Genomic DNA, 26,467 nt, shown 5'->3' on the forward strand with positions numbered 1-26,467 from the left:
GCCCCCGACCACGCCCCCGCGCCCCCTCCGCCGCAGGCCTCCGGCGGTCGGGCCGGTCGTGCTCGGCGGGGTGGCCTCGGCCGGCCAGACGGCGGTGATGGCGTCGACGCGCCCGGCGCCGAACCCGGCCGTTCGCAGCACCCGGCACGCGTCCCGCCACCGTCCCGGGACCCCACACCTGGGCCGCACCCCGGCGGCGCTCACCAGGGCAGGCGCGCCACGAACGCCGGACGCAGCGCGCCGGGTACCGGGTCGTAGTAGCGGTGGAACACCGCCGTGGCCGAGCCCGAGATCGGGGGCACCAGCCAGCTCCAGTCGGCCGGGACCGCGCGGCCGGCCCGCTCCTCGCGCTCGATGTGGGTCAGGAACCGGCGGGCCTCGGTGTGGTGGTCGGCCATGGTGACCCCGGCCCGGCGGAAGGAGTGCAGCACCGCGACGTTCAGCTCCACCAGCGCGCGGTCGCGCCACAGGCTGTCCTCGGCGGCGGTGTCCAGCCCCAGGCGGCGGGCGACCTCGGGCAGCAGGTCGTAGCGGCCGGTGTCGCCGAGGTTGCGCGCGCCGATCTCGGTGACCATGTACCAGCCGTTCTGCGGCGCCGAGGGGTAGCAGACACCGCCGACCTCCAGCGCCAGGTGCGACACCGCCGGCACCGCGTGCCAGCGCAGCCCCAGCTCGGCGAACCAGGCGAGGCGGGGGTGGGTGATGGCGACCTCGTGCACGGTGTCCTCGGGCAGCCGGAACCACCGCGGACGCAGTGCGGGGTGCTCCTGGACGATCAGCGGCAGCACGGTGAACTCGCCGACGGGGTCGGGCCAGCCCAGCCGCCGCGCCAGGGCGGTGGTGTCGGCCGTCTTGGGGTCGCCGACGCGGCGGCGGACGCCGGCGTAGGAGACGAGCTGGCCGTTGCGCCCGCGCGGCCCGGGCCGCCCGGGCCGGTCGGGGGCGAAGACCGACACCAGGGGGCGGACGCGGCCCCCGTTGTGGCCGCGGCGCAGGTGGTCGAAGCAGGCGGCGGCGATCTGCTCGGCCGAGGACACGTGCCGCAGGTCGCGCACGACGAGGCTCTGCCAGTACAGCCGGCCCAGGCAGCGCCCGGCGTTGCGCCAGGCGACCCGGGCGCCGAAGACCAGTTCGTCGCGGGTGTGGGTGTAGGTGCCGGTGTCGGCGATCTCGGCGAGCGCCTGGCGCAGGCGCGGCTCCACGGGCCCGGCCTCGGGCCGCTCGCGGTGGAACTGCCGCAGGAACGCCTCGGCGTCGTCGGGGTCGGCCCGGCCGTCGCGGACCCGCTGCACGGGCTCCTCGCCCGGGGCCAGGACGTCGGGGCCCGGGGCCGCGTGGGGGGCGGGGTGGGGGTCGGCGTGGTGGGGGCACCCGCGCTGTGCGCCGGTCAGGGGATGAGCTGTCATGGGGCGCAGCCGTTCGTCGCGAGCGGGCCACGGTGTGCGTGGAGAGGCCGGGGGGAGCCTCCGGAAAGCAGGGTAAGACAGAACCGGGAATTGTTCTATAACCCGGAGAGGCAACTGGTTCTGGAGTTTCCCCTGTGGTTTCCGGTTGGTAATAACACGATCCAGGTGATATTGCCGGAGCGGCCACCGCGCATCCTGGAACCGGCACCCAAGAAGACCTCTTACCAGTGGTGGTTCACCGCCCGATCGCCTTCCGGGCACGGACCTAAACCAACGCGTAACCGTATTTCCCGATAAACGGAGTGAGATCCGGTTCACCGAAGCGTTCGCGCATTGCGGCGAACTTGGAGACCTTGTCCTTTCCGAACCGGCGGACGGTCGCCGCGTAGGCGGCCGGGGTCAGGAACACCGGCGGGTCGGTCTTGCTGTGGAACTTGTCGGCGTACATGACCAGCGCCTCCTCGTCCGACTCCGCGAGGTAGTCGCCCACGGGGATCGGCAGGCCCTGGCGGAGCACGTCCCTGCTGGTCAAGCCCATTCCGGTGTGGCAGGAGCAGAACCGGCACAGCGCCTGGGAGAGGCCCAGCGACTCCAGCAGCCCGTGGCCGAGCACGCCGTGGGCCACGTAGCGCGCGTGGTCCAGCCGGCCCTCGGCGTCGTAGAGCCGGTAGACCCCGATGTCGTGCAGCAGGCTCCCGGCGCGCACCAGGCGCCGGTCGAGGTCGAACCCCCCGGCGTCCAGGAGCTGCTCGGCGATCCCGCACACGATCTCGCAGTGGGTGTAGACCAGCTCCAGCGCCTCGGGGGTGGGCGCGTAGCGGGCGTGCAGGGCGCGGATCTCCTCGTCGGTGGGTAGGCGCATGGGCCGGACCCTACCGCCCGCGCGCCCCCGCCCGGCCGGGCCGCGCGCGGGCGGGGGCCGCCGTAGGCTGGTCGCGGGCGCGCGGCGCGCCGCCGCGCCCCCACCGTCGGCGGAGGGAGGCCGGGCATGGCGGGCACATCGGAGGCGGCGATGGCGTACTGGGAGGGCCCGGGCGCCGGCAAGACCTTCACCCACCCGGTGCCGCTGGACCTGCTCGCGCGGTGGGTCGACCCCGCCGCCCGGATACTGGACTTCGGCTGCGGCTACGGCCGCGTGCTGCGCGCGCTGGCCGACGCCGGCTACCGCAACACCGTCGGCACCGACCCCTCGGCCGCCCTCGTCGAGCGGGGCCGCCGGGAGTCGCCCGACCTGGAGCTGCGGCACGCGCCCTCGCTGCCGCTGGCCGAGCCCGACGGCGCCTTCGACGCGGTGCTGCTGGTCTCGGTCCTCACGGTGATCCCCGACGAGCGCGACCAGCGCGCGGTCGCCGACGAGGTGCAGCGGCTGTGCGCGCCCGGCGGGGTGGTGGTGCTGTGCGACTTCCCGCTCCAGGACAGCCCGCACCACCGCGCCACCTACGCCGCCTCGGCGCACCCCGTGCACGGGGTGTTCACCCGCCCCGACGGCGGGGTGTTCCGCCACCACGACCCCGCCCACCTGGCCGCGCTGTTTCGCCGGTGCACCCTGGAGCACGCCGAGCCGGCCGACATGACCAGTCTCAACGGCCACGCCATGCGCGGCCTGCAGTGGGTGCTGCGCCGCGGCTGAGCCGCCCGCGCGCGGCCGCCCGCCTCACTTCACCGCCCCGGCGGACAGCCCCGACACCAGGTGCCGCTGCACCAGCAGGAACGCCACCAGGACCGGCAGCGAGACCGTGAGCGAGGCGGCCAGCAGCTCGTTCCACCGGGTGTCGACCTGGCTGGTGTAGAGCTTGAGCCCGATGGAGAGCGTGCGCGTGCGGTCGTCGGTGAGGACCGACGCGAACAGCACCTCGCCCCAGGCCGTGACGAACGCGAACACGCCCACCGCGATGATCCCGGGCCGGGCCACCGGCAGCACCACCCGCACCAGGGCGCCGAGGCGGCCGGTGCCGTCGATCATCGCCGCCTCCTCCAGTCCCTCGGGGATGGCGCTGAAGTGGCTCGCCAGCATCCAGATCGAGAACGGCAGCGCGAAGGTGAGGTAGGTGATCACCAGGCCGTGGTAGGTGCCGGTCAGCTCGACGCCCAGCAGGTCCTCGGTCCGCACGAAGAGCAGGAACAGCGGCAGCAGGAAGAGGATGCCGGGGAACATCTGGGTCGACAGCACGGTCATGGCGAACACCCGCTCGCCGCGGAACCGCAGCCGCGCCAGCGGGTAGGCCGCCAGGATCGCCACCACGAGCGCCAGCGCCGTGGCCGACACCGTCACCACCAGGCTGTTGGCCAGGTAGCGGGCGAGCGGGATGGTCGACCACATGTCCACGTAGGGCGCGAACGTGACGCGTTCGGGCAGCCAGGTGAACATGCCGCGCACGTCCTCCAGCGGCTTGACCGAGGTCGTGGCCAGCACGTACAGCGGCAGCAGGGTGAAGGCCGCGAGGAACCCCAGCGTCAGCCGGCGGAACCAGCGGAACCCGGTCGTCTCGGTCATGAACGCCTCCTGGGCAGCACCGTTCGGACGTAGAGGGCCGAGGCCGCCACCAGCGCGGCCAGCAGCAGCGCGCTCATGGCGGCGCCCAGCCCGAAGTTCCAGTTGACGAAGGAGTGCTCGTAGACCAGCGGCGAGACCAGCCGCGCGCTCTCCGGCGAGGTCTCGCCGAACAGCAGGTAGGGCAGGTCGAACTCGTTGAACGTCCACAGGCCCATGACCAGCAGCACCACCCCGTTGGCCGAGCGGACCATGGGCAGCGTGACCGAGGTGAACCGCTTCCAGTTGGAGGCGCCGTCGATCGCCGCCGCCTCGTACACCTCGTTCGGGATGCTCTGCAGGGCCGCCAGCAGCATCAGGAACGCGAACGGCCACAGCCGCCACACCGACACCACCACCAGCACCCAGAACGCGTTCTCGCCGATGAGCCAGAACGGCCGCTCCTCCAGCAGGCCGAGGTCGGACACCAGCAGCCGGTTCACCATGCCGTCGCGCTGGTTGACCATGAACGCCCACACGATGGCGGTGACGTAGACCGGCAGCGCGTAGGGCACCAGGAACAGCGTGCGCACCAGGCCCCGGCCGCGGAACCGGGAGTTGAGCGCCACGGCCGCCGCCATCCCCAGCGCCCACGACAGCCCCACCACCAGCACGGTGTAGCCGGCGGTGCGCAGCAGGCTCTGGTACAGGGCGCCGCCCAGCGCGCCGCCGGGGTCCAGCCCCTGGGCGAAATTCTCCCAGCCCACGAACGGGGCGGTGGTCCAGCGCCGGATGGTGAGCTGGGTCAGCGAGGTGAAGGCGATGTAGATCCCCAGGGCCATGGGGACGATGTGGATGAGCAGTTCCAGCACGACCGCGGGCGCGGCCATGCCGTAGGGCAGGAGCGAGCGGCGGCGCCGGCGGGCGGCGGCCGGGCGGGGGGAGGGGGGCCGCTGCGGGCTCGGCGGCGCGGCGGCGGGGCCGGAGCCGGGGGCGGGGGGCGGCGCGGCGCCCGCCGGGCGGCCGCGCCGGTTGGGGCTGGTGGACATGGCAGCGCCTCCAGGGGGAACGCCGCCCCGCCCGGCGCGGAAGGCGGGCGGGGCGGGGCGGAACGGGCGGTGGCCGCGGGCGCCGCTAGTTCGCGGCGTCCATCTGCGTCTCGGCGTCCTCCAGCGCGGCGCGCACGGCGTCCTCGCCGACGTCGCCGCTGGTGGCGGCCTCGGCGAACAGGCCGGCGATCGCCTCGCCGAGCACGGTCTCCAACTGCCCCTCCTCGGGGATCTGCGGCATCGGCTCGGCGTGCTCGGCCAGGATCGTCCGGAAGGTCTCCATGTCCGCGTCGGCCAGGGCATCGTCGTCGTAGGCGGCGCGGGCGACCGGGAGCGTCTGGAACTCCTGGCTGAGGTAGACCTGCTCCTCGGGGCTGGTCAGGTGCTCCACCAGTTGGAGCGCGCCCTGCGGGTTGCCGGAGTCGGCGAAGACGCTGATGTTGATCCCCGCGGCGATGCTCTGGACGGGCTCGCCCTGCCCGGGCAGCGGGTCGAGCACGGGCACCTGGGCGATCTCGTAGTCCTCGAACCCGCGCTCGGCCATGGTGGTGCGGGTGCTGCCCTGGACGATCACCATGGCCGCGCGCCCGTCCACGAAGTCGCCGACGGCCTGGGTGCCGTCGCTGAACTCGGCGTTTCCGGGGTCGACCACCCCGTGCTCGGCCATGAGGTCGATCCACATCTTCACCGCGTCGACCTGCTCGGGGGAGGCGAACGACGGGCCGTCGTCCCACAGCCGCCCGCCGTGCTGGCGGCCCAGGACGAACGCCATGTGGGAGTTCTGCCGCTCGCTGCCGCCCTCCAGCGCGAACCCGTACTGGTCGGTCTCGCCGTCGCCGTCGGTGTCGCGGGTCAGCTCCTCGGCCGCGTCGACGAACTCCGCCCAGGTGGCGGGCGGCTCCTCGATCCCGGCCTCCTCGAACAGGGTGGGGTTGTAGAACAGCGCGTAGGACAGGCCGTAGAGGGGCACCGAGGTCGGCGGCTCGCCGGGCGCGCCGCCGGTGGCGTAGCTGGTCTCCACGAACCGGTCCTGGCCGCCGACCGCCTCCAGGTCGGCGCCCTCGAAGGGCACGAACGCGCCGGTCTCCTGCAGGCTCGCGGCCCAGGTGTTGCCGATGTTGAGGACGTCGGGGGCGTCCCCGCTGCTCACGGCGGTGAGGATGCGGTTGTACAGCTCGCTCCAGGGGATCACCTCCAGCTCGACCTCGATGCCGGTCTCCTCGGTGAAGCGGTCCAGCGCGGGGCGCAGGACCGCTTCGTCCTCCTCCACGCTGGCGCCCTGGTTGCTGGCCCAGTAGGTGAGGACCTGGTCGCCGCCGGATCCCTCGCCGCCGCACGCGGTCAGGGCCGCGGCGAGGACGAGGGCGGTGCCGGCGGAGGCCGCTGCCTTGAGGGGGATCTGCACGACCGTCTCCGATCTGGTTGAGGCCGGGGGCGCCGCCCGCCGGGTGGGGCGGCGGACGGCCGAAGGGGGATGCGCCTGCTCGAGCGCACGGGAGGGCGCGGGAGCGCGGGAAGGGGTGCGGACGGGTCGAAGGGGGCGCCGGGCGGCGGCCGGGGCGCGCGGAGGGTCGACTGAACCGGTTTACCGCGCGTGAGTGTAACCCCCACCGCACCCGAAAGGCCACCACCGGTGATCAGGCGCGTGCCGAAGGAGACGGCGCGGCCGCCGCCGGCCCGAGAACACGGCCCGAGGGGGAATCGGAACGGGCACGGCGGGTAGCGGCTCCGCCACCGCTGCCCCCGCGTTCCCCAGCGGCCCGGACGGGCCCTGCGCGGCGCCCGGCAGCACCCGGCAAGGAGGGCACATGTTCCGTCACACCAAGCACCTGCAGTTCGAGGCCAAGCCGGAGAAGCCGGACGCGCTGTACGCCATGAAACTGCAGGAGCTGATCGGCGGCGCGTTCGGCGAGATGACCGTGACCATGCAGTACCTCTTCCAGGGCTGGAACTGCCGCATGGAGGGGAAGTACAAGGACCTGATCATGGACGTCGCCACCGAGGAGATCGGGCACGTGGAGATGCTGGCCACGATGGTCGCCCGGCTCCTGGAGGGCGCGCCCGACGACGTCACCGCCGAGGCCGTGAAGGACCCGGCCGTGGCGGCCGTGGTGGGCGGGATGAACCCGCAGCACGCCATCGTGGGCGGCGGCGGCCCCGTCCTCGCCGATTCGGCCGGCACGCCGTGGAACGGCAAGTACATCGTCGCCAGCGGCAACCTGATGGCCGACTTCCGCGCCAACGTGGCCGCCGAGGCCCAAGGGCGGCTGCAGACCGCGCGGCTGTACCACATGACCGACGACCCCGGCGTCAAGGCCATGCTCAAGTTCAACCTGGCGCGCGACACCTACCATCAGAACCTGTGGCTGGCGGCGATCCAGCAGCTCCAGGAGGACGGCGTGGAGGGGCCCGTGGTGCCCTCCGACCTGTTCGACGAGGAGAACCAGGAGCACGCCGGAACGTTGTGGCACCTGTCCGACGGCACGGAGTCCGACCAGGGGGTGTGGGCGTCCGGGCCGGCACCCGACGGCCGCCACACGTTCGAGTTCCTGGCCGATCCCGCCGCGCTGGGCGGCCCGGCGTCGGGTCCGGCGCCCAAGCCGACCCAGTACGTGACCTCGCACGCCGACGCCTCGGGCAAGCCCAAGCAGCCGCCGCAGGCCAAGGGGCCGGGCGAGCGGATCAAGGACGCGTTCCAGTAGCCGGACGGTCGCCGCGGGTCTCCGGCGCCCGCGCCCCCGCGGGGCGCGGGCGCCGTGTCTGTGCGGGGCCGGTCCGCGGCACGGGGCCGGGTCCGCCCCACTCCCCCGCTCCGGGCCGACGACCCGGTGCTTAGCCTGTATGCCGTGGTCAGACACGAGATTCCCGCCGGGCCCGCGGCCCGCCCGCGCGCCGCCCGGCCGACGCGCGGCGGCGCGGTCGACAGCCGCAGGCTGCCGCGCTACGCGGCGGGCGAGATCGCGGTGCCCTTCGTCATCGCCACGGCCGCCGAGGCCATCGACCGCGACACGTTCTGGGAGGAGCACTCCCACCCCACCCACGAACTGCTCTGGAACGAGCGGGGGGCGTCGTGGGCGAGGATCGGCGGCCGGGTCTGGACGGTCACACCGACGGCGGGCCTGTGGATTCCGGCCGGCGCACCCCACTCGGGCTGGGCTCCGGCGGGGACCCTGCACCGCGCCGCGCAGTTCGGGATCCACGCGGTGCCGCCGCTGGCGGACCGGCCCACCGCCGTGGCGACCACGCCGCTGCTTCGGCTGCTGCTGGACCGGCTGGACTCCGAGGGCCTGGACGCCCCGGCGCGCTCGCGGACCGAGGCGATGGTGCTGGACCTCCTCGCCCCCGCCGAGCGCGAGCTGACCCTGCGGATCCCGGAGTCGCCGCTGCTGGCCCCCATTGTCGCCGCCGTGCGCGGCAACCCCGCCGACACCACGACGCTGGCGGCGTGGGCGGCGCGCCTGGGCGTGAGCACGCGCACCATCACCCGCGCGTTCCACGCCGAGACCGGCGCCGGGTTCAGCCGGTGGGTGGCCACCGCCCGGGTGCAGCACGCCATGGCGCTGCTGGCCGGGGGCGAGGAGATCGACGAGGTGGCCGCGCGTGTGGGGTACCACTCGGCGAGCGCGTTCGGCGCCGCCTTCCGGCGGATCACGGGGGTGAGCCCGGGACGCTTCCGGGCCCGGTGAGCCCGGCGGGTCGGGGGGTTCCGATGTGCGATGTCCGTTTCGCTAGAAATCGTGTCGCATACGCGGTATTGCGTACCTTTGGGAGCTCTTCTAAATTCGGTTAGGCAAACCTAACCAACCGCCACGGCCGCGGCGGCGTACGCCCCCGCGCCCCGCACCGCGGTGGTCCGGCCGCCATCCCCCGCCCGCCCGGCGGCGCCTCCGCGCCACCGGGCGCCCCGGGCGGTCCTCACACCGGGCCCCGCACCACGCCGCGGCGGCGGCCGCACCCACGGCCACAACCGGAAGGAAACCATGCCCCGCGCTTCACGGCTGGCCGCGCTGTCCACGGCCGCACTGCTCGCCTGCGCGCTCACCGCCTGCTCCGCCGCATCCGGCGGCGAGGGCGGGGGCGAGGGCTCCGGCGACTGGACCCCCATCACCATCGAGCACGCGCTGGGCACGACCACCATCGAGTCCAAGCCCGAGCGCGTCGCCACGGTCAACTGGGCCAACCACGAGGTCCCGCTGGCCCTGGGCGTCGTGCCGGTCGGCATGGCCGCCGCCAACTTCGGCGACGACGACGGCGACGGCGTGCTGCCCTGGGTCGAGGAGCGGCTGGAGGAGCTGGACGCCGAGACGCCGGTGCTGTTCGACGAGACCGACGGCATCGACTTCGAGGCGGTCGCCGACACCCGGCCCGACGTGATCCTCGCCGCCTACTCCGGGCTGACCCAGGAGGACTACGACACGCTGAGCGAGATCGCGCCCGTCGTCGCCTACCCCGAGACCGCGTGGGGCACCCCGTGGCGGGAGATGATCGAGCTGAACAGCCGGGCGATCGGCATGGCCGACGAGGGCGCCGAACTCATCTCCGACCTGGAGGGCGAGATCGAGGCCGCCGTGGCCGAGCACCCCGAGATCGAGGGCCGGTCGGCGATGTTCCTCACCCACGTGGACGCCACCGACCTCAGCGAGGTCAGCTTCTACACCACGCACGACACCCGCGCCCAGTTCTTCGCCGACCTCGGCCTGGAGACCCCGGGCAGCATCGCCGACGCCTCGGCCGAGACCGACCAGTTCTCCCTGACGCGCAGCGCCGAGCGGGCGGACTCGTTCAACGACGTCGACATCATCGTGACCTACGGCGGCGACGACCTGGTGGAGAGCCTGGAGGAGGACCCGCTGCTGTCGCAGATGCCGGCGGTGGCCGACGGCGCGGTCGTCAACCTGCCCGGCGAGGAGCCGCTGGGCACCGCGGCGAACCCCACGCCGCTGTCGATCTCCTGGGTCCTGGAGGACTACCTCGCGCTGCTGTCCGCGGCCGCCGGCGAGGCGTAGTGGCGGCGACCGACGCCCCGCCGGCCCCGGGCACCGCCGCCGCGCGGTCCCCGGGGCCGCGCCGGGTCCTGGGGCTGGCCGGGCTGGCCGCCGCCCTGGCGGCGCTGATGTTCGCCTCGATCACCGTCGGCTCGCGCACGGTGCCCTGGCCGGAGATCGCCGCCGCCCTGGGCGGCTCGGTCGAGGGCTTCGACCAGGCGGCGGTCGCCAAGCGCGTCCCGCGCACCCTGCTGGCGGTGCTGGCGGGCGCGGCCCTGGGGCTGTCGGGCGCGGCCATGCAGGGGGTGACGCGCAACCCGCTGGCCGATCCGGGGATCCTGGGCGTGAACATGGGCGCGTCGCTGGCCGTGGTCACCGGGATCTCCTACTTCGGCCTGGCCTCGGCGACCGCGACCATCTGGACGGCGATCGCGGGCGCGGGCGCCACGGCGGTGTTCGTGCACGTCATCGGGTCGCTGGGGCGGGGCGGCGCGACACCGCTCAAGCTCGCCCTGGCGGGGGCGGCGACCTCGGTCGCGCTGTCGTCGTTCATCAGCGCCGTGGTGCTGCCGCGCAACGACGTCGCCGACCAGGTGCGGTCCTGGCAGATCGGCGGGGTGGGCGGCGGCACCTACGAGGCCATAGCCCAGGTGCTGCCGTTCCTGGCGGTCGGTGCGGCCGTGTGCCTGCTGTCGGCCAACGGCCTGGACCTGCTCGCCCTGGGCGACGAACTGGCGGCCGGACTGGGCACGCGGGTGGCCGTGGTGCGGACGGCGGCGTCGCTGGGCGCCGTCGTGCTGTGCGGCGCGACCACCGCCGTCACCGGGCCGATCGGGTTCGTGGGACTCGTCGTGCCGCACCTGTGCCGGCTGCTCGTCGGGGTGGGCCACCGGTGGCTGCTGCCGTTCTCCGTGCTGGGCGGCGCCGCGCTGCTGACGGCGGCCGACGTGGTCGGCCGCCTGGTGGCCCGGCCCGCGGAGATCGACGTGGGGATTGTGACCGCGCTGATCGGCGCCCCGTTCTTCGTCTACATCGTCCGCCGCCAGAAGGTGCGTGCGCTGTGAGCCTCTCCACCGCCGAGTCCGTCGGCCGCGACCGGGCGCGGCGCGCGCGCCGCCGCCGCGGCGTGATCGGCCTGCTGGCCGCGCTGATCGCCGCGGCCTTCGCCGTGAGCCTGATGGTGGGGCGGACGTTCTACCCGCCCGGCGACGTGCTGGGGGTGCTGCTCGGCCAGGACGTGCCGGGCGCCTCGTTCACCGTGGGGCGGCTGCGGCTGCCGCGCGCGGTGCTGGCGCTGGTGGCCGGGCTGTGCTTCGGGCTGGCCGGGGTGACCTTCCAGACGCTGCTGCGCAACCCGCTGGCCAGCCCGGACATCATCGGGATCAACTGGGCGGCGGGCGCGGCGGCGACCTTCGCGATCGTGGTGCTCTCCCTCGACGGCATCGGGGTGTCGGCGTTCGCGATCACCGCCGGGCTGCTGGTGGCGGGGGCCGTGTACCTGCTGTCGTTCAGGAACGGGGTCTCGGGGACGCGGCTGATCCTCATCGGCATCGGGATCTCGGCGATGCTGGAGAGCGTCACCTCCTACATCCTGGACCAGGCGGCCTCGTGGGACCTCCAGGAGGCGATGCGGTGGCTGACCGGCAGCCTCAACGGCGCCACGTGGGGCCAGACCGTTCCGGTGGCGGCCGCGCTGCTGGTGATCGGGCCGGTGCTGCTGGCGCAGTCCACCCGCCTGTCGCTCATCCAGCTGGGCGACGAGACGGCGGCGGCGCTGGGCGTGCGGGTGGAGCTGGTGCGGCTCGTCGCCGTCGTGGGGTCGGTGGGCCTCATCGCCTTCGCGACGGCCGCGGCCGGGCCGATCGCGTTCGTCGCGTTCCTCTCGGGTCCGATCGCGGCGCGGATCGTGGGGCGCGACGGTTCCCTGCTCCTGCCGGCGGCCCTGGTGGGGGCGCTGCTGGTGCTGGTGGCCGACTTCTGCGGACAGTTCGCGTTCGGCACGCGCTACCCGGTGGGGGTGATCACCGGCGCCCTGGGCGCGCCCTACCTCGTCTACCTGATCGTGCGCACCAACCGGGCGGGCGGCTCCCTGTAGCGCCGGGGGCGCCGGCCGGGCGCTCAGGCCAGGCCGGCGTCGTGGGCGAGCAGGGCGATCTGGGTGCGGTTGTCCAGGCCGAGCTTGGCCAGGACGCTGGAGACGTGGGCCTTGACCGTGGCCACGCTCATGTACAGCTCGGCGGCGATCTCGGCGTTGGTGCGGCCCCGGGCCACGGCCAGGACCACGTCGTTCTCGCGGGGGCTCAGCGCGGCGAGGGCGTCGCGGGCGCGGTCGTAGGCGTCGGCCTGGGTGGCGGCGCGGTCCATCAGGCGGCGCGTGATGCGGGGCGAGAGGATCGGCTCGCCCTCGGCGATCCGCCGGACGGCCGCGGCGATGCGCGGCGGCGGGGTGTCCTTGAGCAGGAACCCGCCGGCGCCCGCGCGCAGGGCGCGCAGGATGTTCTCGTCGGTGTCGAACGTGGTGAGCACGATGACCTCGGGCGCGCCGGGGCGGGCGCGCAGGCGGCGGGTGGCGGTGATGCCGTCGACGCGCGGCATGCGCAGGTCCATCAGCACGACGTGGGGGCGGTGGGTGTCGACGGCCGCGAGCACCTCGTCGCCGTCGGCTGCCTCGCCGACCACCGTGATCCCGTTGGCGCCGTCGAGCATCATGGCCAGGCCGCCCCGGACCAGGGCGTCGTCGTCCACGACGAGGACGCGCAGCTCACCGGTCATGGCGGCCATGGTAGCCAGGCGCGCAGCCGGAACTCCCCGGCGGCCGCCCCGTGGTCGAGCCGGCCGCCCGCCAGGTGCACCCGCTCGGTGAGCCCGACCAGGCCGGTGCCGGTGCCGGAGGCGCCGGACGGCGCGCCGCCCGGCGGGGGCAGCGGGTTGGCGACGGAGGCGGTGAGGCCGTCGCCGGGGCGGCCGCGCACGGCGACGGCGACGGGGCGGCCGGGGGCGTGCCTGCGCGCGTTGGTCAGGCCCTCCTGGACGACGCGGTACAGCGCGCGGGCCGTGCCCGGCGGGAGCCGGTCGAGGCCGGCCGCCTCCTCGCGGTAGTCGACCTCGGTCCCGGCCGCGCGGGACTCGGCCACCAGGCCCGACAGGGCGGCCGGGGGCGGGCGCAGCCCTTCGGGCCCGTCGAGGTCGTCGCCGGGTGCGCCTTCGTCGGCGCGCAGCAGCACGATCACCTCGCGCAATTCCTCCAGCGCCTGGTGGACGCCCTCACGCACCACACCGGCGGCGTGCGCCAGCCGCTCGGGCGATGAGTCGGGGCGGTACTCCAGCGCGCCGGCGTAGGTGGCCAGCAGGGTGAGCCGGTGCGCGAGGACGTCGTGCATCTCGCGCGCCAGCCGGGTCCGCTCGGCCATGCGGGCCTCGGCGACGCGGCGGCCCTGCTCGGCCTCGGCGCGCCGGGCGCGCTCGCGCAGCGACTCCACGAGCGCGCGGTGCGCGCGCAGCAGGGCGCCCCAGCCGACCATCGCGCCGTACCCGGCGGCGATGAGCAGCAGCCACCAGCCGTAGGAGATGCCGCCGCTGGGCTGCACGAAGCCCTGGACGGCGTGGGCGGCCAGGCCGGCGGCGGCCACGGCGGCGGCGACGGGGAGGCGGTGGCGCTGGGCGACGAGCAGGACGGCCAGGGTCGCGGCGGGCGTGGCCGCCGGTGAGAGCAGGGCCAGGGCGGTCAGGGCCAGCGCGGCGGGCACCGGGCGCCACAGGGCGACGGGGGCGCCGGCCCAGGCGAGCACGCCCACGGCGATGTCCAGCGCCGGATAGGCACCGGGCGGGCCGTCCACCAGGCGCTGCCACACGGTGGCCGCGATCAGCGGGAGCACGGCGGCGGCCACGGCCGCGGCGGCGAGGGGCGTGGGCCGCCAGGGGGCACCGCCTTCGCCGGCGGGGAGCACGCTGACCTCGGTTTTCATCGGGCCAGGGTAGCCCCGGCGGGCGCGGTGCCGACACCGACCAAAGTCGGGGTCAGGCGGTCCGGAGGTCGGGGCGCGGAGGGCCGAGCGCCCGATGCGCGGCGGGCGGCGCGGCGACGAGGGTGGGAGGCGCGCGGTCGGGGCCGTCGGGACCCGTCGGGGGCCACCGGTCGCCGCGCGACCGCAGGAACGCCAGGACACGACCAAGGGAGAACCGTGACCGGTCAGGACACGACGCGCACGCAGGAAACGCCCCAGAGGGAGCGCGCGCGGGAAGCGGCGCAGGAAGCGGCCCGGAGGACCTCACCGCCCGTCGCGCCGGGCCGCACCGCCGCGTCCGCGCGGCGCAGGCGCGTCCGCCGGGCGCTCGCCGTGGGCGGCGCGGTCGCGGCGTCGCTGGCGGTGTGGGCGGTGGCCGTGGCGGCGGGCGTGGAGGTGGAGGCGGTGCAGGGCGGCGCGGTGCGGCCGGTGGGCCCGGCGGCGGTCGCTGTGGCGAGCCTGGCGGCGGGGCTCGCGGGCTGGGCACTGCTGGCCCTCCTGGAGCGCACGGTACGGCGGCCGGCGCCGCACCGCCTGTGGACGGCGGTGGCGGTGGCCTTCCTCGTCCTGTCCCTCGTCGGCCCGCTCACCAGCGGCACCGGCGCGGCGGGCACCGCCGTCCTCCTGCTCCTCCACACCGCCCCGGCGGCCGTCCTCATCCCCCTCCTCCCCCGAGCCGCATGCCGCTGAGGCCGACCGGGCCGGCCGCCCCTACCGGACAACGGATCAACGGAACGGAGTCGGTGCCGCAATGCCCACCGGATACCTCATGACCGTCGCGCTCTTGGCGCTGTACACCCTGGCGGCGCTGGCGCCGCCGCGCCGTCCGCGTCCGCTCGCGATGGCGGGCTTCCTCCTGGGGCTGCTGGCCAACGAGCTTCCGTTCGCCGCGCTGGCCTGGCTGCTGGCGTCCACGGTGCTCGCCTACGCGCAGGGCGACCTCTCCACCCCGGGGGCGTGGGCGTGCCTGGCCCTGGCCGCGCTGGTCGCCGCGGGCCTCGCCGAGGCCGCCCGGCGCGGGCTGGGGGCGCGGCCGGTGCTGGACGCCGCCCTGGCGGCCGGCCTGGGCGCCGGCTGGCGGAGCGCGGTCGACCCGGGCCTGGCGGCGGGGCTGCGCCGCCGCACGCCGTGGGCACGGATCCTGCTGCGCCCGGTCCTGGTCGGGCGGCGAGGGGTCGAGCGCGTGGCGGACATCGCCTACGGCACGCACCCGCGCCACCGGCTCGACGTCTACCGGCACCGGTCGCGCCCGGCCGGCGCCCCGGTCCTGGTGTACTGGCACGGCGGCGGCTACTCCATGGGCGACAAGAACCGCGAGGGCCGCTCCCTGCTGTACCGGCTCGCGAGCCAGGGGTGGGTCTGCGTCAGCGCGAACTACCGGCTGCGGCCCGAGGCCGGGTTCGGCGACCACCTGAGCGACGCCAAGCGGGTGCTGGCGTGGGTGCGCGCGCACGGGGCGGAGTACGGCGCGGACCCGGCGACGGTGGTCGTGTCGGGCAGCTCCGCCGGCGCCCACCTGGCGGCGCTGTGCGCGCTGACACCCAACGACCCCCGCCTCCAACCGGGGTTCGCCGACGCGGACACCTCGGTCTCGGCCGCCGTGTGCCTGTACGGCTACTTCGGCCGCTACTACACCGCCCCGGCCAACGCCCCGGAGCCGGTCCCGTCGTCCCCCCTGGACCACCTGCGCCCCGACGCCCCGCCCCTGATGGCCGTGCACGGCGACCGGGACACCCTGGTACCGGCGGCGGAGGCCCGCGCGTTCACCGCCCGCCTGCGGCAGGTGTCGAGGTCCCCGGTCGTCCACGCCGAACTCCCCGGCGCCCAGCACGCCTTCGACCTGGTCCACTCCCCCCGCCACGAGGCCGTGGTGGACGCGGTGGAGGCGTTCACGGCCTGGGTGCGCTCGACTCAGGAAGCGGTCACGCTGAAGGCACCTTCCCGAGACCGGAAGGATCAGTAGAAACCGAAGACACCGCAACAAGGGGCGGGCCGGTGCGCGGCCCGCCCCCGGGTGGATGGATGACGGCGATCAGGCGCGGCGGTCCCGCCCGCCCCTGGCAGCGGGACCACCGGCCGCCGCGCACCACCCCGGCCTACCGGGCCGGGGCCAGGCTGATCAGCCCGCAGCCGTAGCCCTTAGCGCGCCCGATTCCCCGCGTCAGCGCGTTGCGCAGCAGGTCGGCGTCGGTCACCCGCAGCAGTCCCTCCATGGCCACCGTGGACAGGGTCACCGGCTTGGATCCGCTTTCGCCGCGCCAGAACCGGAGGTTCTTCTGGGCGCGGATCTCGCAGGCATAGGCCGGGGGCGCGACGGGGGCGTCTGCGGTGTCCCCCTCCGACTCGGTCTCGGGCATGGGCACGGTACTCGGCAGGAGTTCGAACCCCCACTTGCCCGCCCGCTCGGCGAACCAGGCGATCTGGTGGCCGGCCCCGACGATCGGCACCAGGTGGCCGCGCTTCTTCAGACCGTCCTCACCGGGTTCGCGGTCCTCGGGCGGTACCGGGGTGCTCTTCACCGGGTTGACCGTGGTGCGGAAGACGTAGCGCTGGCCTGACTCCAGCCGCCGGAGCAGCGGGGTGTAGTCGCGGGTCTCGAATGCCTGGTCGGAGGCCGGCCAGCCGTACGGCTCGACCACGTGGTGCAGGTCGGGCTTGTCCGGCGACACCACCCACAGCACGGGGCGGCGGTGGTCGTCCTCGTCCAGCCGCCACAGCACCCGCGGGCCGACCGAGCCCTCGGTGGGCGGGTCCATGGGGAACGCCTGCATCACGGCGGCGTGGATGCGCTGCGGGCCGCCGATGAAGCGGAGGGCTCCGCGCCTGCGGGGGTTGATGAAGGCCCGGGTCAGGTACATCTCACTCCTCCTCCGCCGCGAGCTCCATCGCGGCCTCGGCGGTGAAGCCGAACCCCGGCGCCGGTGCGGGCTCCACCTCGTCAGTCCCGGCGAGCGCGGTGACGGCCGCTGAGGCGTGGTGGACGGCCCGGTGCGCGAACCTCCGGTCGAAGGGGGCCCCGCCCGCGGGCAGGTCGTCGATCAGTTCCTCGCCTTCGGGCTCGTCGAGCACGAGCGGCAGCGCTCCGGACTCGGGCAGCCGGGTCCTGCGCCAGTCGGAGACCTGCCAGGGGACGTGTTCGCGCAGGGCGGCCTCAAGGTCGGTGTCCAGCAGCAGTCCGATGAGCACGGGGGCGTCGGGCGGGCAGGAGCGCCTGCCCAGGAACAGCGGGTACCGCGGCCGTCTCAGCGCGGCCTCGACCTCGTGCAGGAGTTCGCGCTGCGTTTCGCCGGCACCCTCGAACGCCGCGACGAACAGGGCGTCCTCCAGGTAGTAGCGGCGCGAGACCTTGCCCTCCCCTGGCTTGAGCTGCTTGCCGTCCGCTGTGGGCAGCCGCTGCTCGCGGGGGCGCAGCGGGTCGTGGGACGCAGCGGACATGGTGTGGTAGTCGGTCAGCAGCGTGCCGGGGCGGTCGACGCGCACACCGAAGCGCAGCCCCGCCAGGGCGGAGAGGTCGGTGCCGCGCGGCCACCCCAAGGCGGCCGCGCACAGGCCGACCACCCCCGACTTGGTCGGGTGGCTCAGCGTGCCCCGGGTGTTGTAGCGGGTCGCGCCGCCCCAGGACTGGAGAGGCCCGCCGAGGCGCAGCGCGAGGACGTCAGGCATCGGGGGCACCGACCAGCCGGGCGAGGGCGGCTCGCGTGGCGGCCAGCCCTTCGGGGAGCGGCTGCGAGGGCGGAAGGTAGCCGCTACCGGACCCGCCGGGCCGACCCGCGTCCTCAGCGATCCACGCGGGGTAGTTGGCGGTGTGGAACTCCGGCGCGGTGCCGTACTGCTCGTCCTGGAGCACGTGGTGCTGGGCGAGGGCCCGCACGGACCGCGCGAGGTGGCCGACCGGCTCGCCGTCGCTGTCCAGGGCCACGACCGGGCGCTCGAAGGCGCCGGCGAGGCTCACCGGCTGGTCGGTGCGCACCGACAGCAGGGCGAAGTCGGGCCGGGTGTTGTTGGCGAAGGTGGTGCGCTTGCCGGTGGGCATGCTGCACAGGAACGCCCGGGCGAAGGACACGGCGACGTCGGTGGCCATCCCGCGGTCGCCGTCGAGGTTGTCGATGAGGCTGCGCAGGTCGACGGTCGCGTAGCGGTACATGGTGGCGGCGTTGAACTCGATCGTGCCGATCATGCCGGCACCGGTCTCGTCGGCGGCCTCGTCGGTGTCGTCCACGGCGGTGTAGTAGTCGAACTGGGCGTCCACGGCGTGCGTGGAGATGGCGTGGGCCACCTGGCAGGCGGCGTCGACGTTCAGGGTGGGGTCGGTGGCGATCATGCGGCCGAACAGCGCGACGGCGGGCGGGTGGCCGGTGCTCACCTCGTCGCGCAGCTTGATGCGCTTGAGCAGGTCGGTGAACTTCTTGGTGTCGCCGACGGTGTCGAGGACGTCGGCCTTGTGCTCCAGGAGGAGGTCCACGACGCGGTCGCGCTGGGCCGCGCCGAGGAACAGCAGGTACTCGGTGACCGAGCGGCCGTTCTTCTTCGGGGTCTTGGCACCGAAGAGGGCGGTGACGGTGGCGTCGGCGACCTCGGCCGCGCGCGGGCCGAGTTCGGGGTCGCGCTTGGTCAGCTCGTTGGCCAGCACCTCGGGCAGCCGCTTGGTGCGCTGCGACTCCGGGATGTCGGCGGAGGCGGCCTCCATGGCCTTGCGGGCGGCGCGCTTCCACGCCTGCGAGGAAACGCGGAGCCGCCGGGCGCCGCCGTACTGGGCGGTTTTGGGGCTGCCGTTCTCGTCGCGGTTGATGTTCGCCGGCGGTACCGCCTGGATGGCGTGGATGTCCAAGAAGACCATGGGTTCTTACTCCTTGTCGTTCGCCGGCTCGGGGCTGGAGGTGTCGGACCGGAAGGGGGCGTAGAAGTGGCGGCCCCAGCTGAGCGCTGTGGGCCCGCGGCGGGCGGGGGTGGACCATGCGGCGAGGTCGGCGACCAACTGGACGTAGTCGATCCTGATGACCCGGTCCGTGCTCTTGAGGAGGGGGATGATGCCGCGGACGTGGCCGACGAGTTCAAGGGTCGACTCCGAACTCATCGCGGCTTCGAGGCGGCGGACCAGCCCGTTGTTCACCGTTTCGAACTGGGGGGTGCTCGCCGGGAACTCGCGGCGCGCGGGGTCCACCTGCGCGGCTGCCAGCGCGCGGCAGGCGGCACCCACCGAAACCGACCGTTGACCCGCCGCCGTGAAGTCGTGGACGGGGACGGACACCGACTGCTGGTGCACGGCGAAGAGCCCGAGCCCGTAGTGGATCGCGGTCTCCCAGGTCCGGACGTCCCAGGATCCCTCCCTTTCGTAGGGGCTGCTGAGCACGTTGGAGACCTGCATCGCCAGAACCGGCGTCGTGTGGGGCGGGTGACTCAAGCCTTTCCGCCACTGGCTCAGCACACCGGGGGCGTCGGCCCGCAGGGCTTTCCGGTCCTTGTCGAACAGGTTCGCCAACTCCTGGGAGAGCCGCTTGCGGCGCTCACGGTCGATCTCCTTGCGCTCGTCCACTGGCGAAGAGGTAGTCACAGCGCGCCTCCGTTCGCGTCGTCTTGCTGGTCCGCGGCCTCAGCGCCGCTGGTGGGGTCCGTGCCGCCCGCCTGCGGCAGCGCTCTGGCGAGGGACCGGTAGAACTCCCCGTGGATCAGCGGGAGGTTCACCGGGATCGGGCGCTTGTCCTTGGCTCCGGGTTTCGGCGCGCGCATCCGGGTCCGTAGTGCGGTGGGAGGCGCGTCCGCGAGAAGGGAGCCCGCTATGCGGCTCGCTTCCTTGTGCACCCGGCGGTGCCAGGCGACCCGGTACTCTTCCGCGCGTTCTTCGTCGACGAGTCCGGCGACCCATTCGCGGAACGGCTGGTCCAGCACCGCGTAGAGGCGGTCCTGTGCCCTGCGATGCTGGGCCTTCTGGGCTTCATCGTCGCCGCCCGAGCAGTAGGCGATGTCGGCGGCAAGCCGGCCGAGCGTCCACGCGGCTGTGTCGGAGTCGCGGACGGAATCCACCGCCACACTGTCCAGCACACCCTGGCCCTCGGGACGCAGCAGCGCCACCGGCAGCGGCAGGGTGTCGGTGTAGGTCTCGTCAATGACCGCGCTCTGGATGCCGTAGGTGATGCCGAACGCGCGGATCTGGAGCACCCGCTCCTGCGGCAGGCGGAGTGAGTTGATGTGATGGAGCGCCGCCGGAACGGGAGACTTGGCGATTCCGCTCTCCTTGTCGAACCGCCTGCCGAGGATGCCCCCAAGTCCGCGCCACAACTGCTGGCCGGGCCGGTGGCGGATCGGACGGTGGCCGGGACCGGAATCGACCCCGGAGCCAGCGGCCCCGTCGTCCTTCCCCCTGGTTCCGGGGGAGCCGCCGTCCACCGGGTACCAGGCGGAGTGCGGTTCCAGCCGCGTCAGCCCGGTCGGGTCGGCAATGCGGTCGCCCGCGCAGACCAGGACCTCGCGGACGACGACACCGCTCTGGGACGCCTCGGGGAAGAGCCGCACACGGCGGCTCTGCCAGCCGTAGAGGGTGAGGACTCCGGCCGGATGAGCCGTCGTCCATTCCGGTGTCGAGGGTGGGCGTTCCCAGAAGGGGAGGTCGTCGTCCGGGCAGATGTCGTCGTTGAGGACCCGCAGATTGAACATCAGGGTCTCCCACAGCGTGGTACCTGTGGGGATGAGAACGCCCAGGGAGCCGAGATGGCCGGTCCGGTTGCCGGTGGTCTTGCCCTGCTTGGCAGCGGGGTCGCCGACCGCGCCCGTCTTGATCCCCGCTGTGTCCCAGGCATGGAGGTGCAGCAGCCAGCGCGCGGCTTCGGCCGGCGTCAGCGCCACGGGACGCCGATCACGTGCGGCCGAGAAGATGGGCGCGTTGTTGCCGCTTGCCGCGTGCGGTATCAGCAGGTTGGTGGGTTTCCGGGCGTCACCTCTGGCGTTCAACCCGGGCGTCTGGCCGAAGGGAGCCGCCGGGTCGAAGAGGTCCAGGCGCGTTGCCCAGTGGTCGAGGTACGCCGCGATCGGTTCGGGGGGAAAACTGCCTCGGCGGTAGAGGTCGATCCAACTGCCCTTGCTCCTGGGCTGCGCGGGGTGCTGGATTCCGTTCCGCATTCCCAGCGCCCGGTGGAGGACTGCCAGGAGGAACCTGATCAGGACCGGATACTGGGTCGGGCTGTCGACTGACAGGTCCCTGATCTCGTGTGCTGCCGTCAAAACGTGGCGGATGGAGCCTTCATGCGGCTGTCCGGAAACCGACAGGTAAGGGAGCCACGGATCGCCTGCCAGGTTGAAGGCGATCGCGGTGCCGCTACGTGTCTCGATTTTGATGGGTCCACCCCGCCTCACTGCTGTAAACGAAGCTCTTACCGGATTCTCGAACGCTGCCGTCGCGTCCACTCAGAACCAATACACGGAGCCTCTGACACCACAGGGCGTGCTTCCACGCGGCAGGGAGGAACAACTTCTCAATCGGGACCATTCGCAGCGGAAGTCGGATTGCCTGGTCCAGGACCGCGTCCTTCATCCGTTTTGCTGATGGCGCCCGGTCGAGGGGAATACGCGTCTGCTCGCCCGCCGACACGGTGCATACCGTGGTCTCGTCGACTTTCCGAAGCAGAATGATCTCGGCACTGGGCTCGCCGAGCCGGACGCTCAGGCGGTTGCCTGCGGACTCCTCGTCCACTCCATGGGACGCGCTGTGCTGCAGTTCGCTGAGATCGGAAGCGGTGGGATCCGGTTCGGCGAGCAGGAGGGCGCTGGCCTGGCGGCGCAGGGCCGCCAGGGATTCCCGCAGGTTCTCCGCAGCCCTCTCCATGCTGGAATGCCAGCTTTTCGGGCCAAGGGGGGTTCCGCCGTAGACCTGGTCGATCAGTCCGGGCACGTCGTCGGGTATGTGAACGCGGTCGCACTCCCGCAGCACCGCGAGAGTCCGCAGGAGGAAATGGTGCGGGTAGGGCTTACCGTCTGATGTGGGGAAGGAGGGCGGGCCGCCGTCGGACCTGCCCGTATAACCGGTGACGACAAGAACGGGACTGCTGAGGCCCGCCGGTCGGCGCGGGCGCCGGTGTCGATGCAGCCGCCCGGCCCGCTGCACCAGCAGGTCGACCGGGGCGAGGTCGGTCACGACCAGGTCGAAGTCGACATCGAGCGACTGCTCGGCGACCTGGCTGGCGACCACGACATGGCGCGCTGGACGGTGCTGGTTCTCCGCGACCTCGCCAGTCACCGCATCGGGGACCGGCGGCCCGAATCCGGTCCGCAGGCGCTCGTCCAGGGCCGCGCGGTCGGCTGCGGTGAAGCGGGCGTGGGCGAGCGTCAGCTCGTTCGCGGGGAAGAACTTCCGCAGGGCCTCGTACGTCTGCTGGGTCCGGACGACGGTGTTCCGCAGGACGAGGACGCATCCCCCACCGGCTGTGCGCTCGGCGATCTCGCCCGACAAGCGGGCGAGATCGCCGGCGCCCGACTCCGGGCGCAACTCCACTGCCAGGTCGGCCGCACGGTCCTCGGTCCGCTTGGCCACGCGTACTCGGGCGGTAGGCCTTGGGGATTCAGCGCTGGAAGGCGCGAAGAAGGAGGACGCCGCCGCGCGCTCCTCGGGCAAGGGCGCCGGAACGTGGGTGATCTGCGGGTAGCCCTCCGCCGGCACGTCGGCCGGGGAGCCGGTGTAGGCGGCGATCAGTGCCTCGCGCTGCGCAGGCGGGAGTGTTGCCGACAGCAGGATGACGGGGACGCGGTGCTGGCCCAGCCAGTGCAGTACCCGGTGCAGGATGTGCGACATGTAGGCGTCGTAGGCGTGCACCTCATCAATGACGACCACCTTGTTGGCGAGGGCGAGGTGGCGAAGCATGACGTGGGGTGCGCTGACGCCGGCGAAGAGCAGTTGGTCGACGGTCCCCACGGTGATGGGGCACAGCAGCGCCTTCTTGCTCCCCCGCATCCACTGCGAGGCTGTGGGCGTCGCCTCGCCGTGCTCACCGATACCGCCCAGTGGGAGGTCGTGGTACCGCTTGTGCCGACTGGCCTTGCCGTGCACGAGTCCCACTGTGGGCAGGGGGTCCTGCGGAAGCCTCTGGAGCCACTTGTCCAGGACCCGGTCGAAGATCTGGTTGCCGGTGGCCTGGGTCGGCAGTCCGAAGAACAACCCGTTGAAGCCGAACCTGGCGGCAAGCACCTCGGCCATCGCCAGCGCCGCCTCGGTCTTGCCCTCACCCGTGGGGGCCTCGATGATCGCCAGCCCGGGGCGGTCCATCTCCGCGGCGACCTCGTAGGCGGCGGTCTGCGTGTCGCGGGGCTCCCGGATACCGAAGCGGTCCGCGTACAGCCGCGGCGCGCTCGCTGGCCGGGCGGGCCGCCAGACGTCCTCCAACTGCATCAGCCGCTGGAAGTCCCTCGCTCTGGCGGCCGCGAGCTTCGGATAGTCCTCCGTCCAGGGGCCGCTGTAATGGAAGAGGTCCTCGTTGCTCGCGAGCCAGTCGCAGAGGATCACGGCCCCCGCGCACGTCAACTGGCTGCCGATCGACGGAACATGGTCGGCCAGGAGGCCCAGAGGGACATCAGCGAGCCGCGTGATCATCTGGAAAAGTTCCCGCTGCACGGTGCGCCACTCCGCGCCGCCGATCTGTGTCGTCCTGAGCGGCGTCTCGGCCGAGCCCGGCTGGGGGAAGACGCCGTGATGGCCGCCGACGACGTTGGCCACCCAGGCCGATGCCTCGTGCGCCCAGCCGGCCTCGGCCGTAAACGCGTAGAGCAAGTGCGCCGATACAAGGTTGTGCGGATGGTTCTCCGGGGCGCCGGGAAACGGCAGCGCCTCCGTGGCCCGGCGGACATGAAGCTGGCTCTGGTTCTGGAATCCGGGGGCGCACTTTCCAAGGTCATGCAGCGCGGCAAGCCAGAGGAACAGGGACCGCGCCGTCTTGTGGGCGTCAACGCCGCTGACGCCCAGTCCCTCAGCGAACCGGTCCCGGAATGCAGCTGAGAGATAGTGCTCCCAGACCTGTTTCGCAACCTCCATGGTGTCGACCATGTGCGCCACCAGGGGGTGCCACTCTTCCGGAGATATCCGCGGGTTCCGGCTTCCCTCCCCCGTCTTGCCCCAGACCGCCAGCGCCGCATGACTGAAACCGGACGGATCTCCCACGTCCTGAAGCCTTCCTTCCGCACAACCAAGATCGTTATCCTGGTGAAGACCGCGCTTTTTCGGGTCTGCGCGGATCCTGCGGAAAGCTGTCTACCACGCCGGGATCACCACTGGAGGGAGAACAGCAGATTTACCAGAGAAACGGAAAAATGGCGCCATTAACCCTTTTGTATTGCGAAACAGATCGAACCCCCCCGGGGGCGGGCCGGTAATTGGCCCGCCCCCGGGGCGGATGGGTGATGGCGTCAGACGCGGCGGTCGGGGCCGGGGCCCTCTCCTCGGCGGTTGGGGTCGTCGTCGCGGATGCCCTCTACGAAGCCGCCCATGGCGCCCTTCGTGTCTTCCTTGGCCTCGCGGACGTTGCCCTTCACCTGCTCGCCGCGGCCCTCGTTCTTCAGCCGCTCGTTGCCGGTGAGCTTGCCCGCGAACTCCTTGATCTTGCCGCTGATCTGCTCGCCCTTGCTCTGGCCCTTCTCGCCAGCGCTCATGTCAGCCTCCAGACCGGCCGGATCAGCGAGACCCAGCCGTCATAGCGGTTTGGCCTCACTACTCCACTTCCGCGCAGGAGCCGGAGTATGCATGCGGATCATGGACCGGGGGGCCAGGAAGGCGACCGGACGGGCGCTGCGGGCCGGGTCAGCGGCTGCTGCTGCCTCGGATGTTGGCCTCGGTGTTCTCCGTGATGTGGCGACTGGTGGCGGCCGCGTCGTTGTTCTGGCGGTTGCGCTTGGCCGCGGCGCTATTGCGTTCGCGGTTGGTCTTGGCGGCCGCGAGGGCCCGTGGGCTGAGGTGGCCGGCCATGAAAGCCTGGTGCCGCCAGTCGGAACTGGGTGACATGTGGTCCCGCCTTTCCGGGGGGTCGGCGCGATGGGTGACGGGGGGACGGCGGGCGCGCGTGGCCGCTCCGCCGTTCCCGGTCTGGCCGGTCATCCTGCCACGGCAGCGGGCGGGACCCAACCCGCCGCCGGCGGACGCGTGGCTCCCCCTCCCCCGGCGAACGGCGAACCCTGGCTCCGCCCCGCACCGCACCGCCGCTCGCCGGTCCGCCGCGGCCGGACGCCCTGGGTGCCCGGCCTCGGCGGTCGTGTTGCTCGTGTGACGGCCCGGCCCGCTACTGCTGGCCGGGGAGGCGGACCTGGGTGAGGGTGGTCGTGGGGCGGGACTCCGTCGTGAAGCGGGTGGGGCGGAAGTCCGCCAGGGCCGGGACCTCCGTGGCGGTGTGGACCTCCTCGGTGACCCACTCGGCCAGGGCGGGGGCCAGGGTGATGCCGCTGTGGGTGGCCACCACGTACAGGCGGCGGTGGGTGTCGGCGTCGGCGAAGCCGCAGACCGTCAGGCCGTCGGCCGGCAGGGCCCGGCGGCCCACGCGGACCTCCGCGACCCGGGCGTGCTCGCCGCCCGTCATGACCTCCGCCAGGCGGGCGGTCAGCTCGCGGGCCACCGGGGAGTCGGGACCCAGGGGCGGGGCGGCGGGGTCGGCCTGGGCGTCGAGGTCGAGGCCCTGGAGGACCAGGCGGCCGCCGCCCTCGGGGCGGGCGTTGAGGCGCGAGGTGGTCAGCACCCGCTCCAGCCGCACCGGCGCCGGCTCGGTGTAGGCGAGGTAGCCGACGGTGGCCGAGCCCACGCCCTCCGGGTCGGCCATCGGAATCGTGATCCCGGCCGTGGCCGCCAGCTCCTCGGTCCAGCGGCCCACCGCGCTGATCACGGCGTCCGCGGTCTCCACCGTGCCGTCGGCCAGGGTGACGCGGGCGCCCTCGGCGTCCGCCGCCACCGCGCGCACCGGCGCCGGGCAGACCAGCCGCACCCCCCGGGCCAGGGCGTCGGTGAGCAGCCGGGCGAGGTACTCCCCCGGCAGCACGTAGCCCTCGTCGGGGAACAGCACCGCCCCCGTCACGCTGTCGGGAATGCGCGCCCCCGGCTCCAGGGTCCGCGCGTCGTCGGCGCCGATCCACTCGGCGGCGTATCCCCGGTCGCGCAGCCGCTCGACCGACGCCTTCAGCGCCGCCTCGTGCTCGGGGGTCGAGGCCCACTCCAGGTTGCCGGTGGGGTGGAACCAGCGCGGCCCGTCGGCGAGTTCGGCGTGCAGGGCGTGGTGGGCGCGCACGCCCGCCAGGTTCAGGTCGTGGTAGGACAGCGGCTCCTTGGCGTGGGAGTTGACCCAGGCGAAGCTGGTGGAACTGGTGCCCGCGCCGGGCCGGACCGCCTCGTAGACGGTCACGTCGTCGCCGCGCCCGGCCAGTTCGCGGGCGATGGACAGCCCGACCACCCCGGCTCCGATGATGGCGATCCGCACGTTGGTTCCTCTCCTGTGGTGATCTTGGTGATCTCTTTGGCGATCTCTTTGGCGATGGCTTGGGGGATGGCGTGGGTGATGGCCTGACGGTGAGGGCGGGGCCGCGGCCAACCCGCGGTCCC

Annotated in this window: 24 protein-coding genes; 8 read left to right on the plus strand and 16 right to left on the minus strand. The window is 73.5% G+C overall.

Annotated elements, in window-relative coordinates:
* Positions 1-200: 200 nt before the first annotated feature.
* Entirely contained in the window at positions 201-1,406 is a 1,206-nt protein-coding gene (locus tag HNR12_RS13710; RefSeq protein ID WP_179767846.1) for a nitric oxide synthase oxygenase, read from the minus strand.
* A 265-nt stretch (positions 1,407-1,671) separates the two neighbouring features.
* Positions 1,672-2,268 (minus strand): HD domain-containing protein, encoded by a 597-nt coding sequence (locus HNR12_RS13715; RefSeq protein WP_179767847.1) that lies wholly within the window; start codon positions 2,266-2,268, stop codon positions 1,672-1,674.
* Positions 2,269-2,394: 126 nt separating this feature from the next.
* Between HNR12_RS13715 and HNR12_RS13720 the strand changes: the two genes are divergently transcribed.
* Positions 2,395-3,036 (plus strand): class I SAM-dependent methyltransferase, encoded by a 642-nt coding sequence (locus HNR12_RS13720; protein WP_179767848.1) that lies wholly within the window; start codon positions 2,395-2,397, stop codon positions 3,034-3,036.
* Positions 3,037-3,060: 24 nt separating this feature from the next.
* On the opposite strand, the gene HNR12_RS13725 is transcribed toward HNR12_RS13720, so the two are convergent.
* From HNR12_RS13725 to HNR12_RS13735, 3 genes are all read right to left on the minus strand, one after another.
* Entirely contained in the window at positions 3,061-3,900 is an 840-nt protein-coding gene (locus tag HNR12_RS13725) for a carbohydrate ABC transporter permease (RefSeq protein ID WP_179767849.1), read from the minus strand.
* Positions 3,897-4,925: a carbohydrate ABC transporter permease gene (locus tag HNR12_RS13730; RefSeq protein ID WP_179767850.1), complete on the minus strand. Its 1,029-nt coding sequence runs from the start codon at positions 4,923-4,925 to the stop codon at positions 3,897-3,899. The genes HNR12_RS13725 and HNR12_RS13730 overlap by 4 nt, the downstream gene beginning before the upstream one ends.
* A gap of 85 nt (positions 4,926-5,010) precedes the next feature.
* Positions 5,011-6,330 carry an extracellular solute-binding protein gene (locus tag HNR12_RS13735; RefSeq protein WP_179767851.1) on the minus strand — a complete coding sequence of 440 codons (1,320 nt, stop codon included), beginning with the start codon at positions 6,328-6,330 and terminating at the stop codon, positions 5,011-5,013.
* A gap of 403 nt (positions 6,331-6,733) precedes the next feature.
* Between HNR12_RS13735 and HNR12_RS13740 the strand changes: the two genes are divergently transcribed.
* The 5 genes from HNR12_RS13740 to HNR12_RS13760 all read left to right on the plus strand — a co-directional run bounded on the left by HNR12_RS13740 (position 6,734) and on the right by HNR12_RS13760 (position 12,005).
* A complete protein-coding gene (locus HNR12_RS13740) occupies positions 6,734-7,627 on the plus strand; it encodes a manganese catalase family protein (protein ID WP_179767852.1) in 894 nt (297 codons plus the stop codon).
* Between the two features lie 144 nt (positions 7,628-7,771).
* Entirely contained in the window at positions 7,772-8,611 is an 840-nt protein-coding gene (locus HNR12_RS13745) for a helix-turn-helix domain-containing protein (protein WP_179767853.1), read from the plus strand.
* A gap of 294 nt (positions 8,612-8,905) precedes the next feature.
* On the plus strand, positions 8,906-9,931 hold the full coding sequence (locus HNR12_RS13750; protein ID WP_179767854.1) for an iron-siderophore ABC transporter substrate-binding protein: 1,026 nt from the start codon (positions 8,906-8,908) through the stop codon (positions 9,929-9,931).
* On the plus strand, positions 9,931-10,974 hold the full coding sequence (locus HNR12_RS13755) for a FecCD family ABC transporter permease (protein ID WP_372451120.1): 1,044 nt from the start codon (positions 9,931-9,933) through the stop codon (positions 10,972-10,974). The genes HNR12_RS13750 and HNR12_RS13755 overlap by 1 nt, the downstream gene beginning before the upstream one ends.
* The gene (locus HNR12_RS13760) at positions 10,971-12,005 is read left to right on the plus strand and encodes a FecCD family ABC transporter permease (protein WP_179767855.1); all 1,035 of its coding nucleotides are present in this window, start codon (positions 10,971-10,973) and stop codon (positions 12,003-12,005) included. Before HNR12_RS13755 ends, HNR12_RS13760 begins: the two co-directional genes overlap by 4 nt.
* Positions 12,006-12,028: 23 nt before the next feature.
* Here HNR12_RS13760 and HNR12_RS13765 read toward each other — a convergent pair whose 3' ends face one another.
* Positions 12,029-12,682 carry a response regulator transcription factor gene (locus tag HNR12_RS13765; RefSeq protein ID WP_217782528.1) on the minus strand — a complete coding sequence of 218 codons (654 nt, stop codon included), beginning with the start codon at positions 12,680-12,682 and terminating at the stop codon, positions 12,029-12,031.
* Positions 12,679-13,875, minus strand: a complete 1,197-nt coding sequence (locus tag HNR12_RS13770) for a sensor histidine kinase (RefSeq protein ID WP_179767857.1) — start codon at positions 13,873-13,875, stop codon at positions 12,679-12,681. The genes HNR12_RS13765 and HNR12_RS13770 overlap by 4 nt, the downstream gene beginning before the upstream one ends.
* A gap of 216 nt (positions 13,876-14,091) precedes the next feature.
* Between HNR12_RS13770 and HNR12_RS13775 the strand changes: the two genes are divergently transcribed.
* Together HNR12_RS13775 and HNR12_RS13780 are read left to right on the plus strand one after the other, a co-directional pair.
* Entirely contained in the window at positions 14,092-14,604 is a 513-nt protein-coding gene (locus tag HNR12_RS13775) for a DUF6069 family protein (protein WP_222600329.1), read from the plus strand.
* Positions 14,605-14,665: 61 nt separating this feature from the next.
* Positions 14,666-15,877 carry an alpha/beta hydrolase gene (locus HNR12_RS13780; protein ID WP_179767859.1) on the plus strand — a complete coding sequence of 404 codons (1,212 nt, stop codon included), beginning with the start codon at positions 14,666-14,668 and terminating at the stop codon, positions 15,875-15,877.
* A gap of 133 nt (positions 15,878-16,010) precedes the next feature.
* Here HNR12_RS13780 and cas6e read toward each other — a convergent pair whose 3' ends face one another.
* From cas6e to HNR12_RS13825, 9 genes are all read right to left on the minus strand, one after another.
* Positions 16,011-16,772, minus strand: coding sequence for a type I-E CRISPR-associated protein Cas6/Cse3/CasE (gene cas6e, locus HNR12_RS13785; RefSeq protein WP_179767860.1), 762 nt, complete (start codon positions 16,770-16,772; stop codon positions 16,011-16,013).
* Position 16,773: 1 nt separating this feature from the next.
* Positions 16,774-17,577 (minus strand): type I-E CRISPR-associated protein Cas5/CasD, encoded by an 804-nt coding sequence (gene cas5e, locus HNR12_RS13790; protein ID WP_179767861.1) that lies wholly within the window; start codon positions 17,575-17,577, stop codon positions 16,774-16,776.
* Complete coding sequence (gene cas7e / locus HNR12_RS13795; RefSeq protein ID WP_179767862.1) at positions 17,570-18,751, minus strand: type I-E CRISPR-associated protein Cas7/Cse4/CasC; 1,182 nt, start codon at positions 18,749-18,751, stop codon at positions 17,570-17,572. The genes cas5e and cas7e overlap by 8 nt, the downstream gene beginning before the upstream one ends.
* 6 nt (positions 18,752-18,757) lie before the next feature.
* On the minus strand, positions 18,758-19,465 hold the full coding sequence (gene casB, locus HNR12_RS13800; RefSeq protein ID WP_179767863.1) for a type I-E CRISPR-associated protein Cse2/CasB: 708 nt from the start codon (positions 19,463-19,465) through the stop codon (positions 18,758-18,760).
* On the minus strand, positions 19,462-21,312 hold the full coding sequence (casA, locus tag HNR12_RS13805; RefSeq protein ID WP_179767864.1) for a type I-E CRISPR-associated protein Cse1/CasA: 1,851 nt from the start codon (positions 21,310-21,312) through the stop codon (positions 19,462-19,464). Before casA ends, casB begins: the two co-directional genes overlap by 4 nt.
* Positions 21,224-24,052, minus strand: a complete 2,829-nt coding sequence (cas3, locus tag HNR12_RS13810; protein ID WP_179767865.1) for a CRISPR-associated helicase Cas3' — start codon at positions 24,050-24,052, stop codon at positions 21,224-21,226. Before cas3 ends, casA begins: the two co-directional genes overlap by 89 nt.
* Positions 24,053-24,297: 245 nt before the next feature.
* Positions 24,298-24,540 (minus strand): CsbD family protein, encoded by a 243-nt coding sequence (locus tag HNR12_RS13815; RefSeq protein WP_179767866.1) that lies wholly within the window; start codon positions 24,538-24,540, stop codon positions 24,298-24,300.
* Between the two features lie 148 nt (positions 24,541-24,688).
* Entirely contained in the window at positions 24,689-24,889 is a 201-nt protein-coding gene (locus HNR12_RS13820) for a hypothetical protein (RefSeq protein ID WP_179767867.1), read from the minus strand.
* 274 nt (positions 24,890-25,163) lie between these two features.
* The gene (locus HNR12_RS13825) at positions 25,164-26,345 is read right to left on the minus strand and encodes an NAD(P)/FAD-dependent oxidoreductase (RefSeq protein ID WP_179767868.1); all 1,182 of its coding nucleotides are present in this window, start codon (positions 26,343-26,345) and stop codon (positions 25,164-25,166) included.
* Between the last annotated feature and the right edge of the window lie 122 nt (positions 26,346-26,467).

This window comes from Streptomonospora nanhaiensis (genome assembly GCF_013410565.1).
Taxonomy (GTDB): domain Bacteria; phylum Actinomycetota; class Actinomycetes; order Streptosporangiales; family Streptosporangiaceae; genus Streptomonospora; species Streptomonospora nanhaiensis.